Source organism: Micromonospora sp. NBC_00421, from assembly GCF_036017915.1.
Lineage (GTDB): Bacteria > Actinomycetota > Actinomycetes > Mycobacteriales > Micromonosporaceae > Micromonospora.
Genome location: NZ_CP107929.1, coordinates 6850200 through 6861950 on the forward strand (window position 1 = coordinate 6850200; position 11751 = coordinate 6861950).

General features: G+C 71.1%; 10 protein-coding genes and 2 tRNA genes. 9 read left to right on the forward strand and 3 right to left on the reverse strand.

Features of this window, described 5'->3' with window-relative positions:
- The first annotated feature begins 105 nt into the window (after window positions 1-105).
- The 4 genes from OHQ87_RS29580 (at window position 106) to OHQ87_RS29595 (ending at window position 4271) form a co-directional block, all read left to right on the forward strand.
- Window positions 106-3102 (forward strand): UPF0182 family membrane protein, encoded by a 2997-nt coding sequence (locus OHQ87_RS29580; protein WP_328343204.1) that lies wholly within the window; start codon window positions 106-108, stop codon window positions 3100-3102.
- A gap of 191 nt (window positions 3103-3293) precedes the next feature.
- A tRNA-Met gene (locus tag OHQ87_RS29585) sits at window positions 3294-3367 on the forward strand.
- A gap of 415 nt (window positions 3368-3782) precedes the next feature.
- A tRNA-Met gene (locus OHQ87_RS29590) sits at window positions 3783-3856 on the forward strand.
- 145 nt (window positions 3857-4001) lie between these two features.
- Window positions 4002-4271 (forward strand): hypothetical protein, encoded by a 270-nt coding sequence (locus tag OHQ87_RS29595; RefSeq protein ID WP_328343206.1) that lies wholly within the window; start codon window positions 4002-4004, stop codon window positions 4269-4271.
- A gap of 52 nt (window positions 4272-4323) precedes the next feature.
- On the opposite strand, the gene OHQ87_RS29600 is transcribed toward OHQ87_RS29595, so the two are convergent.
- Window positions 4324-5655, reverse strand: coding sequence for an ABC transporter substrate-binding protein (locus tag OHQ87_RS29600; protein WP_328343208.1), 1332 nt, complete (start codon window positions 5653-5655; stop codon window positions 4324-4326).
- A gap of 146 nt (window positions 5656-5801) precedes the next feature.
- On the opposite strand from OHQ87_RS29600, the gene OHQ87_RS29605 reads away from it, so the two are divergent.
- Window positions 5802-6635: a phosphoribosylaminoimidazolesuccinocarboxamide synthase gene (locus OHQ87_RS29605; protein ID WP_328343210.1), complete on the forward strand. Its 834-nt coding sequence runs from the start codon at window positions 5802-5804 to the stop codon at window positions 6633-6635.
- 73 nt (window positions 6636-6708) lie between these two features.
- Here the strand turns inward: OHQ87_RS29605 and OHQ87_RS29610 are convergent, their stop codons facing one another.
- A complete protein-coding gene (locus OHQ87_RS29610) occupies window positions 6709-8766 on the reverse strand; it encodes a hypothetical protein (RefSeq protein ID WP_328343212.1) in 2058 nt (685 codons plus the stop codon).
- 15 nt (window positions 8767-8781) lie between these two features.
- Entirely contained in the window at window positions 8782-9837 is a 1056-nt protein-coding gene (locus OHQ87_RS29615) for a hypothetical protein (protein WP_328343214.1), read from the reverse strand.
- A 251-nt stretch (window positions 9838-10088) separates the two neighbouring features.
- Here OHQ87_RS29615 and OHQ87_RS29620 point away from each other — a divergent pair, with 251 nt between their 5' ends.
- The 4 genes from OHQ87_RS29620 to OHQ87_RS29635 all read left to right on the forward strand — a co-directional run bounded on the left by OHQ87_RS29620 (window position 10089) and on the right by OHQ87_RS29635 (window position 11730).
- Window positions 10089-10448 (forward strand): WXG100 family type VII secretion target, encoded by a 360-nt coding sequence (locus tag OHQ87_RS29620; RefSeq protein WP_328343216.1) that lies wholly within the window; start codon window positions 10089-10091, stop codon window positions 10446-10448.
- A gap of 106 nt (window positions 10449-10554) precedes the next feature.
- Complete coding sequence (locus OHQ87_RS29625) at window positions 10555-10845, forward strand: WXG100 family type VII secretion target (RefSeq protein WP_328343218.1); 291 nt, start codon at window positions 10555-10557, stop codon at window positions 10843-10845.
- Window positions 10846-10964: 119 nt separating this feature from the next.
- The gene (locus OHQ87_RS29630) at window positions 10965-11366 is read left to right on the forward strand and encodes a YbaB/EbfC family nucleoid-associated protein (protein WP_328343220.1); all 402 of its coding nucleotides are present in this window, start codon (window positions 10965-10967) and stop codon (window positions 11364-11366) included.
- Entirely contained in the window at window positions 11359-11730 is a 372-nt protein-coding gene (locus OHQ87_RS29635; RefSeq protein ID WP_328343222.1) for a hypothetical protein, read from the forward strand. The genes OHQ87_RS29630 and OHQ87_RS29635 overlap by 8 nt, the downstream gene beginning before the upstream one ends.
- Window positions 11731-11751 lie beyond the last annotated feature (21 nt).

Here is an 11751-nt window from a genome sequence, read left to right on the forward strand (position 1 = left end):
CGGACCGACCCGGCGCGACCTGACCCGAGGCGTTCAGGAACACCCCGTACTCTGGGTGCCTGTCCGGAGCCGATCAGATCGAGCGTGCGGAGCCAAACAGTGGTCATGCGTAGCAGCCCCCTGCCGAGGATGAGTCGGCGCGGACGCGTCACCATCGGGGTCCTGGTCGGGGTGTTCCTCCTGTTCACCCTGCTGGGCTGGGGGGTGCAGGCGTGGACCGACTGGCTCTGGTTCGACGAGGTCCGCTACACCCAGGTCTTCACCGGCGTGCTGCTGACCCGGGTGCTGCTCTTCCTCGCCGTCGGGCTGGGCCTGGCCGCGTTCGTGGGCGGAAACCTGTGGTTGGCCTACCGGCTGCGGCCGAAGCTGCGCCCGCACTCGCTGGAGCAGGCCACCCTGGAGCGGTACCGGATGCTGCTCGCGCCCCGGATCGGCAGCTGGATCAGCCTGACCGCCGTGGTGCTCGGCCTGTTCGCCGGGCTCTCCGCGCAGGGCCGCTGGCCCCAGTGGCTGCTGTTCCGCAACGGCGGCGACTTCGGTGTCAAGGACCCGGAGTTCGGCATCGACGTCGGCTTCTACGTCTTCCAGCTGCCGTTCTGGCGCTACCTGCTCGGGGTCGGTTTCACCGCAGTGGTGCTGGCCCTGATCGGCGTGTTGGCCGTGCACTACATCTTCGGCGGGGTACGCCTGCAGGGCGTCGGCGACCGGATGACAGGCGCCGCCCGCGCCCACCTGAGCACGCTGGTCGCGGTCTTCGTCCTGCTCAAGGCCGTCGCGTACGTGCTGGACCGGCGGGCCATGCTGCTGGAGTACAACGAGGGCGCCAAGCTGTACGGCGCGGGCTACGCCGACGTCAACGCGCTGCTGCCGGCGAAGGAGATCCTGGCGTACATCTCGGTGGTGGTGGCCATCGCCATCATCGTTTTCTCCAACGCGGTGATGCGGAACCTGGTCTGGCCGGGCATCTCGCTGGCCCTGCTCGGGGTCTCCGCCGTCGCGATCGGTGGCATCTACCCGTGGGCGGTGCAGACCTTCGAGGTCAAGCCGAGCGCCCGGGACAAGGAGGCCCCGTACATCCAGCGCAGCATCGACGCCACCCGCGCCGCGTACGACATAGCCGAGGTGCAGACCAAGGGGTACGCGGCCAGCAACCTGGTGCCACCGGCCAGCCTGGCCACCGACACCTCGGTGGTGCCGAACGTCCGGCTGCTCGACCCGCAGCTGGTCTCCGAGACGTACACCCAGCTCCAGCAGGTCCGGGGGTTCTACGACTTCGGCCCCAAGCTGGACATCGACAGGTACGCGGTGCAGAACAAGACCTCCGACTACGTGGTCGGGGTTCGTGAGATCAACTACGGCGAGCTGACCGACCAGCAGAACAACTGGATCAACCGGCACACCGTCTACACCCACGGCTACGGCCTGGTCGGGGCCCCGGCCAACCAGGTGGTCTGCGGTGGGCAGCCGTACTTCGTCTCCGGCTTCCTCGGCGAGAAGGCACAGGAGGCGTGCTCCTCGCAGACCGAGCAGATCCCGGCCAGCCAGCCGCGGATCTACTACGGCGAGCGGATGCAGGCCGACGACTACGCCATCGTCGGTCAGACCGAGGAGGGTAAGAACGCCGAGTTCGACAGGCCCACCCCGACCACCGGGGGCGAGCAGTACTACACCTACACCGGTGAGGGTGGCGTCGAGATCGGCTCGTTCACCAGGCGGCTGCTCTACTCGATCAAGGAGCAGGAGACGAACTTCCTGCTCTCCGAGGCGGTCAACGAGAACTCCAAGCTGCTGTACGTGCGCAACCCCCGGGACCGGGTGGAGAAGGTCGCCCCGTTCCTCACCCTGGACGGCGACCCGTACCCGGCGGTGGTGGGCGGCAAGGTCCAGTGGATCATCGACGGCTACACCACGGCGGCGACCTATCCGTACGCCGAGCGGATCAACCTCCAACAGGAGACCACCGACGAGCTGACCAACCGGGGCACCTTCCAGCTGGCCCGGGAGAACGTCAACTACATGCGCAACTCGGTGAAGGCCACCGTCGACGCGTACGACGGCACGGTCCGGCTCTACGAGTTCGACGACACCGACCCGGTGCTCAAGGCGTGGAACAAGGCGTTCGGTGGCGACCTGGTGCTGCCGAAGACCGCGATCCCGGCCGACCTGGCCGAGCACTTCCGCTACCCGGCCGACATGTTCAAGGTGCAGCGCAACCTGCTCACCAAGTTCCACGTCACCAACCCCGGCGACTTCTACTCCGGCCAGGACTTCTGGCAGGTGCCGAACGTGCCGGACGCGCCGGACAGCGGGCAGAAGCAGCCGCCGTACTACCTGTTCACCCAGTTCCCCAACCAGGACGCCCCACGGTTCCAGCTCACCTCGGCGGTCACCCCGAACGGTCGGCAGAACCTCGCCGCGCTGATCTCCGGGTCGTACGTCGACGGGCAGCCGAAGCTGGAGGTGCTGGAGCTGCCGGATCAGACCCGGATCTCCGGCCCGGTGCAGGTGCACCAGCAGATGACCAACAACGCCACCATCCGGACCGAGCTGAACCTGCTCTCCTCCAACCAGGCGCAGGTGCAGTACGGCAACCTCCTGTCGTTGCCGTTCGCCGACGGGATGCTCTACGTCGAGCCGGTCTACGTCAAGAGCAACCAGCAGGACGCGTACCCGCTGCTGCAGAAGGTGCTCCTGTCGTACGGCGACGGCGGCTCGTACGTGGTGCTTGCCAACAACGTCGCCGACGGCATCAAACAGCTCGTCGAGCAGGGCAAACGGGCCGGGCAGGGGAGCACCCCGCCGCCGTCGAGCGGTGGGACGCCGCCGTCGCCGTCACCGTCGCCGTCACCGTCGGCATCGCCCACGGCCTCGCCCGGGGCGAGCAACCCGCCGCCCAGCGGTGACCTGGCCGCCGCAGCGCAGCGGGTCCAGACGGCGATCGCCGAGGTCAAGGCCGCCCAGGCGTCCGGCGACTTCGAGCGGTACGGCCGGGCCCTGAAGGCGCTGGACGAGGCGATCACCGCCTTCCAGCAGGCCCAGCAGGGCAATCCGGCCGCCCCGCCCAGCGGCAACCCGCCCGCGTCACCGTCCGCCGGCGGCTGACCCGCCCGCTCCCGCGTCGACGGGGCCACGATCCGAGTGGGGATCGTGGCCCCGTCGGCGTTTCGGCTGTTCACAGCACCAACCTGTGGGTACCGCCGACCGTGTCCCGGTGGGGTGCCGGGGAGGCGTGCCGGGCATCCCGGGCCCGTTTTGCGGGCGCGGGGGTCGGTGCGCTACGGTTAACCAGGCGACGCGGGGTGGAGCAGCTCGGTAGCTCGCTGGGCTCATAACCCAGAGGTCGCAGGTTCAAATCCTGTCCCCGCTACTGTTCGAAAGGCCCCGGAGTTCTTCTCCGGGGCCTTTCGATTTTCTCCTGCTGGTTCTCCGCGTTCTCCTGCTGGTTCCCGAGCGTGTGCAGAATGCTCCCGGGCGTGTCACGCCCGTCTGGAACCGGTTGCTCCATGATCAAATAGCATTTTCGAGCACTTTCCTCGGCGTGTCGTCTCTCTGAATGCAATCCGATCTTGTTGCCGGTTGCCGGTTGCCGGTTGCCGGTTGCCGGTTGCCGGTTGCCGGTTGCGCGTATAGCGCTGTGGGTGGGGTGTGGCTGTCGTGGCCACATTGCGCCGGAAGGCTGCGGGGACCGTGTTGGGCTGCGGGGCCTTGTTGAGCTGGGTAGATGGTGGATCGAGGGGGCGGTGGATCTCCGTCTGGAGGATGGGTTAGGCTTATCTAGCCGACGCGGGGTGGAGCAGCTCGGTAGCTCGCTGGGCTCATAACCCAGAGGTCGCAGGTTCAAATCCTGTCCCCGCTACTGTTCGAGAGGTCCCGGAGTTCGTCTCCGGGGCCTTTCTTCGTCTGTGCCCGTCGGTCGTGCCCGTCGGCGCTGGGTCGGGGGCGGGGCGGGCCGGTGTGTGCTTCGGGGTGCCGGACTTGCTCCTCTCGGTCAGGATGAGGGCATGTCTACTGGGATCAACAAGTCAACTGCCACCAAGTGGTGGGGCCGGCTGAGCGCGGTGCTCGGCGCGGTGGTTCTCTCGGTCTTCGTACCGGTTGCCGCGTGGGCGTCCACAGGCACCGGTGAGCTGGTGGTGGAGGCCGCCCGTCGCCGGTCCAGGGGCGGTGGCTTCGGCGTCTTCGGGCTGCTCTGCTGCCTGGTGGTGGTCGGCGGCATCGTCCTGCTGGTCGTCCTGCTGATGCGGAACCGGCGCAGCCGCCCGCCCCGCTGACCCCGTGACCGGGGCGCTGCCTCGGCCCGTTGTCGGGTAGCGCCCTGGTCCGTCACCGGGCCAGGGCGGCCTGGGCGCGGGCCATGAACTGCGCCGTCGCCGCTCGCGCCCCGGAGCGTCCCGCGCGGATGCTCCGGGCCGACTCGGCGAGCAGGGCACGCACCTCGCTGTGCCCCTTCGGGGGTGGCGCGGGCGCCGGACCGACCTGCTGGTGCAGCGCCTCACCGAGGGCGGCGACCCGCTCGGCCGGCGGATCGTCGAGGGTCTGGACGACCGCCTGTCGTACCGTCAGGCTGGCCGGCAGGCCGCGCTCGGTGCCGAGGAGCCGGCCCACCTCCACGCTGCTGGTGAGGAAGTTGACCACGTTGGCCACCACCCCGGCATGGCGGGTGCCCCGGAACCCGGCCCAGTACATCGACGCCCGGTCCCACTGGGCGGCCCGGGGGCCGGGGAAGCCGACCAGGGCCAACTCGTCCTCGGAATAGCGCTGGAGTTCGGGAAACTGGTGTGACCAGGCGAACGAAGCGGCAGTGTGCCCGGTGACCACCAGCTGCCGGGCCGGCTCGCCGCCGTCGGCCCGGTCGACCAGGGCGGCGGCCGGGGTGGCCCGTTGGCTGCGGGCCCGCTCCCAGAACTCGAACCAGTCCAGCAGTGCCGCCGAGCCGAAACCCAACTGACGTCCCTGGTAGAACTTGGTGCCCAACCCGCGTAGCCAGAGCCACAGCGCCCGGTGGTCCCCGGACGGGTCCATGGAGCCGGCGACCCGGCCACGGCTGGCCCGGGTCACCCCGGCGGCCCAGCTCAGATAGTCGGCCCAGGTCATCGAGGTGGTCGGTTCGGGGGCACCGAGCCGACGGAGCAGGTCCCGGTTGAACACCACGGCGGCGTGGGTCTGTGCGGCCGGGACGCCGTAGACCCGGCCGTCGACCTTGCCGTAGTCCGCCAGGCCGGGCGGCAGGGTGTTCAGGTTGATCCGGCCGTCGTCTACGTATCCGCCGAGGTCCAGGACGATGCCGCGCTGGGCGTACTCGCCGAGCATCGAGTCGTCGATCTGGAACAGGTCGGGCACGTTGCCGCCGCCGGCCTGGGTGGCGAGCCGGTCGTAGTAGCCGCCCTGCCCCTGCCAGGTCACCCGGAAGGTGACAAGCGGATTGCGTGCCGAATACAGCCGCAGGGCCCGTTCGGTGGCCTCCGCCCGCTTGGTGCCGCCGTACCAGAAGACCGACAACTCCACCGGGCCGTCCCGCACCGACGACTCCTCGTCGACGCCGCACCCGCTGAGCCCGCCGACGGCCAGCACCGGCAGACCGAGCAGCCCGCCGAGCAGCCGCCGCCGGGCCGGGTCGACTCCGGGTCGGGGGAGCGGGGGACGCGCAGCGGACAACGGGTGCTCCTGGGGACGGGTGAGCCGGTAGCCGGATCATTCACGCAGGTGGCGCGGGTGGGTGTCAACGGCCGGTCGGCCCGCCGTACGCCGGTCGCCCGGGTGGGCGCACCGGCCGACGCGGCACCCGTGGTGTACTAGGGCGCGTGGAACTTCTGCACTCGGGCAAGGTCCGGGACGTCTACACCGACGGTGACGACCTGATCCTGGTCGCCTCCGACCGGATCTCCGTCTACGACGTGGTGCTACCCACCCCGATCCCGGACAAGGGGCGGTTGCTCACCGCCCTGTCGCTCTGGTGGTTCGCGCAGCTCGCCGACCTGGTGCCGCACCACGTGGTCTCGGCCACCGAGGTGCCCGCCGAGTTCGCCGGTCGGGCCATCCGCTGCCGCCGGCTGGACATGGTGCCCGTCGAGTGCGTCGCCCGCGGCTACCTCACCGGCGGCGGCCTCAAGGAGTACGAGCGCACCGGCGCGGTGTCCGGCGTACCGCTGCCGCGTGGCCTGGTCGAGGCGTCGATCCTGCCGGAGCCGATCTTCACCCCGTCGACCAAGGCGCCAGCGGGGGAGCACGACGAGCCGATCACCTTCGCCGAGGTGGTGGACAAGGTGGGCGCGGAGACCGCCGAGCGGCTGCGCCAGATCACCCTCGACGTCTACCGGCGGGGCGCGGAACTCGCCGCCGACCGGGGCATCCTGGTCGCCGACACCAAGATCGAACTGGGCTGGGCGCCGGACGGCACCCTCACGCTCGGCGACGAGGTTCTCACCTCCGATTCGTCGCGCTACTGGCCCGCCGAGTCGTACCAGCCGGGTCGCACCCAGTTCTCCTACGACAAGCAGTACGTCCGGGACTGGGCGACCGGCAGCGGCTGGGACAAGCAGGCCCCCGCTCCCGAGGTCCCGGCCGAGGTGGTCGAGGCGACCCGGGCCCGCTACGTCGATGTCTACGAGCGGCTGACCGGCGAACGCTGGGCCTGACCCGCCGCTGCCCGGCCGGCCCCTGCGGGATCGCGCTGCCCGGCCGGCCCCTGCGGGACCGGCCGGGAAGGGCTCAGCCGCCGCCGAGGGCGGTCTTCGGTTCGGCCCGGTAGGAGCGGTCCTCGGCCTGCTTGCCGAGGACACCGCCACCTGGCGTCTCCACGCTGAACGCCTGCTCGTCGGTGACGATCTCCGAACCGTCGTGGCGCTCGCCCCGGTCGTCGCGCCTCGCGGCGGTGGTCCGTCGGGGGCTCAGCTCCGGCGGCACCGGCTGCCCACCGCGCGCCGGCCGGGTGGTCGGCTCGGCCGGTGCCCGACCGCGTAGTGCGCCCGGCACCTCCTCCAACCGGGACACCCGCCCGCCGGACAGTGGCGCGGCTGGCCCGTCCAGCACCGGCGCGGTCACCGCCGACCGCTCGTCGCCCAGCCACTCGTCGCCCGGTGCCGCCGGGCGTGCCACGTCGGCCCGGTCACGTCGCTTCGGCCGGGCCGTCCCGGGCGTACCGACACTCCTGGCCGGGCTGCCCAGCACGGGCGGGGCGGTGCCCGGCCGGGTCGGCGTCGTAGCGTCGCCGGCCCGCTCACCGCCGGCCCGCTCACCGCCGGCCCGCTCACCGCCGGCCCGGGTGCCGCCACCGGTCGCGCGCCGCCCGTCCGGACGACGGTTCTGCAACACCGGTGCGGTGGTCTCCCCGGCCGGGCGGCCGAACAGGTCCTCGTCACCGGCACCCGGGCGGACGGACCCGCGTCGCGCCTGGTCCGTCCCCTCCTCGGTGCCCGGCCGGCGGGTGCCCGGCGAGTGCGACGCCCCGGCCGTCGGGGTACCGCCGGTGCCGCGCGCACCGGACGGTGGTGCCGCCGTCGAGGAGGAACCGGGACCACGCAGCCCGTTCGGGGGCGCGGCCCGGCCGCCGGTCGGTGGCGGGGTGGCGTTCGCGCCGGGGGAACGCAGCGATGCCTGGGGTGGCTCGGTGACCGATGGTGCGCCGACACCGCCGCGCAGCACCCCGCTGCGTAACCCGCCACGCTCACCGGTGAGCCCGTCCAGGCCCGGCGGTCGGGTCAGCCCGGCCCGACCCGCGCCGGGGGCATTGACGTGCGCGCCGCTCAGGCCGGGTGCGCCGGTGGGCAGCCCGGGTGGCGGCGCGGCCAGCGGCGGCGGCACCACCGGCGGCCGGGCCACGGCGGGACCCGGCCGGTCGACGGTGGCGGGTGCCGGGGCCGGCGGGCCGGTCTCGGTGCCCGGTGGCGGTCGCAGGGTGGCCAGCACCTGCCGGGCCAACTGGTCCGGGTCGCCCGGCGTGGGCCGGGGTACCGGCCGGACCGACGCCGGGGGCCGGTTCGCCCCGGTCCCGGGCGGGCGTACGCCGGGCGGCGGCGTACCGACCGGACCGCGCCACGGCGGATGACCGACCGGGTTGAGCACCGCGTCCATCGGGAAGAACGGTGGCCCGTGCCCGCCGCTGACCTTGCTCAACGTGCCGAAGTACTCGTTGGCGGTGCGTTCGGCCAGCTCCTGCGCCCGGCGGTTGTACTCCTGCTGCTTCTCCTGCACCGCCTCGGCCTCGGCCGCCTGGATGCCCTTCTCGCCGTCGTACAGGCCGAGGGTGAAGCCCTGCTTGAAGCCCTCGGAGAACTGCGTCCAGCCGTCGGAGTTCTTCGCGTCGTCGATCGCGTTCTCGTATTCCGTCCAGAGCCGGTCCATCTCCGTGCGGGAGTCCCGGGCGATGCCGACCATCGCCCGCAGCGCGGTCACGTTGTGCTGGGCCGCGTCCATCCACTCGTCGAGGTAGGCCAGCGTCTTGCCCGGCCCGGCCTTCAGGAACGCGTCGCGGGCCTGCGGCGACTTCCAGTGCTCGTCGTGCAGGGTCCGGCTGGCGGACAGCAGCTGCTGGTGGATGCCCTGCAAGAGGTTGTAGGCGTTCTGCCACTGGTCGGCCAGCGCCGAGATGTCCTCCGGGTGCTGGCCCAGCACCTGCTGGCGGACCGCCTCGATGGTGGCCCCACCCTCGCCGCCCGGAGCCGGGGTGAACGTCAGGTCCGGGTTCTCCGGCGGCATGACGTACCGGGTGCCCTCGCCGCGCGGGCCACCGGAGGCGTACGTCGCACGGGCGTCCCAGTAGTCGGCCATGGTGTCCTCCCGGGCTCAGATGCCGTAGTCGTGCCGCTTGATCTCGTCCAGCGCCTGCCTGGTCGGGGAGTTGGAGAGTTCGCTCGTCGGCACGCCCTCGGTGTCCTGACCGATGTGCAGCTCCTCGGTGACCTGCCCCTTGCCGTCGGTCGTGGTGAGCGTCCGCGTCCCGTCGGCGTGCTGCTCGTCGACCCGCTTCGAGGTCGGCTGCTCCTTGGCGTCGAGTTGTTCGCTTGTCACCGTGCGACCTCCGTCGGCGTCGTACGACGTCGTCTCCCGGCTGCCGCCCGTGCGCCGGCCCTCGGCGTCGGTGGTCGTGGTGGTGACCACCGTCGAGTTGCCGCTGACCACCGTGGTCGTCCGGCTGGTGCTGGTGGCGAGCACCTTGCCGTCGACGTCGGTCGTGGTCATGGTGACGATCGTGCCCACGCCACCAGGGAGCGTCTGCTGGGTGATCGTCTTCACCGTGCCGTCCGGTGCGATCGCCGTACTGGTCACACTGCCGTCCGGGTCGACCCGTTGGCCCTGGTCGACGAAGTCCTCCTCCGCCGGCGCGGTGGTGGCCTGCCCGCTCGACAGCGTCTCGAAGTACTGGTCCCACCAGGTCTTGCCGGAGACGAACGGGGGCAGCCCGGCGGGGCGCGGCGCGTCGGCGTCGCCGAAGGCGAACCGGACAGCGTCCAGCGAGGCCGCCGACCAGCCGTCGGTGTTGGCGTAGGCATCGGCCACCGTCTGCGCGGCCATGCCGATGTTGGTCAGCGCGGTGCCGAGATAGGTGAGGTACTGCTGGAACTCGCCGTAGTTCAGGGTGAGCTGGCGGCGGATGTAGGTGCCCTCCGGCAGCGCGTTGTTGTCCCAGGCGCTCTGCGGCAGCTGGCCGAGCTGACTCAGCCGGCCGCTGTGGCCCCGCAGGTTCTCCTGGATGGTGACCATGTTCCTGCCGTAGTCGACCAGCCCGTCGGGATCGACGTCGACGGGTTTCTGATCGGCGAGCCAGTCCGTGCAGGTGTTCTGGTCGGTCTGCTGCTGGTAGGGGTTGGTGCCGCCCGCGCTGCCGTCGTCCTCCGCCACCGAACCCTCCCCCTGGTGCGGCGGGCCCCCGCCCGAGTGTTGCCGGAGATCGTCCCGAGCCTAACCGCTGCCGACCACCACCGGGACCCGGTATCGCCGGACCGGCCGTCCGACCAGCCACTTCGGACGGAGTGAGGTGGCCCGATTCGATGCGGGACGCTACCGTCAGCATCGGCCACGACGGCCACCACCACATCAAGGGGACGCTTCCCTGACCGGGGGGCGCAAGCAGAGGAGCGGGTGAGTCCACCTTGACCAACACTCCCGGACTGGGTCAGGTCCACGCCACCCAGGAACAGCTGAACCAGATGGCACAGCGCTGCAACGACACCGGTGCGGGCCTCGCGCAGGGCATGGCGCAGCTCATCGATCGGGTGCAGACCCTGGGCGGTGGCGGCATGCGCGGCTCGGCGAACAACGCGCTCCAGGACGTCTCCGTGCAGCTCAACGACGGGCTGAAGAAGATCATCTCGGCACTCGACGAGCTGTCCGGCAAGATGACCAGCGCGGCCACGCAGTACGGCATGAACGACGACGACGCCGCGACCGAGATCCGCCAGGCCGCCGCCGAGACCGGCAACGCCGACGTGATGAGCATCCTGCGCGGCTGACGCCGCCGGTATCCTGCGCGGCTGACGCCGCCGGTATCCTGCGCGGCTGACGCCGCCGGTATCCTGCGCGGCTGACGCCGCCGAGACCAGCGAAAGGTGACCTTCCGTGAGCAGTCCCATCACCTACAACTTCGGCGAGATCTCCGATGTGGCCACCGCCATCGGCACATACCAGGGCCAGATGGACGGCAGTCTCCAGGAGCTGTACACCCAGTTCACCCAGCTCTTCGCGGCGGACTGGCAGGGCTCGGCGGGCCAGGCGTGCGACGAGGCCCGGCAGAAGTGGAACCAGGGCGCCACCGAGATCAAGGAAGCGCTGTCCCGCGTCGGCGTCAAGCTCGGAGCCTCGGCGGAACGGATGCAGCAGATCGACCAGCAGATCGCCGCCGGTATGTGACGGTCCGGTCCGGCGTCCCCGTCACGGTGGGGGTGCCGGACCGGCCGCGCCGCCGGCAGGGCAGCCGGTGTCGTGGCACCCGGTTAGGCTGCCGTCGGGCGACCCTGGGGGGAGTGGCGATGGAGGAACGACCGAACTTCGGCGCGCTGACCGCCATGATCGGTGACCTCAGGAAGGCCTGGTCCGGAATGGACGAGGTGCAGCGCCGGATGCTCCGGGTGACCGGCACGGCCTGGTCGGACGACCGTACCGTCAAGGCGGTCGTCGGCCCTCGCGGGCACCTGCTGGAGCTGGACATAGACCCACGGGTGTTCCGGAACCCCAACTCGAAGGCGCTGGCCGCCACCATCGTGGCGACCGTCCGCCTCGCCGTGGAGGACGCCGCCGAGCAGTCCAAGGAGATCCTCGACGGCAGCCTCGCGCCCGACCTGCGGCGGCTGGCACCCGGCGGCGCCCAGTTGGAGAAGCTGCTGCACAGCCACGACGCCGACGTACGCCTGAAGGGGGACGACGATGAGTAGCTTCGTCGAGATCAGGACGAGCGTCGCCGACATCCTGGGCATCGCCAACCGGCTGCGGGCCAGCGGGCAGTCGCTCGCCAGCACGATGAACTGCAGGCTCGGCGCGATAAGTGGTCTGGAGTCCGCGCCGGGGACGCTGCCGCGCGACGAGTTCACCGAGGAGTTCCTCAAGACTTACCACAAGCCGGTCGAGGGGGCCGGCGGCGGTCAGCAGATGAACGAGGCCGTCAAGGAGAGCGTGCCCAAGCTCGGCAAGGCGATGGACCAGCTCGGCAAGTACGTCGCCGACGCGATGTGGAGTTACACAGGCACCGACGACGACAACGCCACCGACATCGACCGGGCCGGTGGTGGCCGGCGCTGACGTGCGGGGAACGGCCGTGGG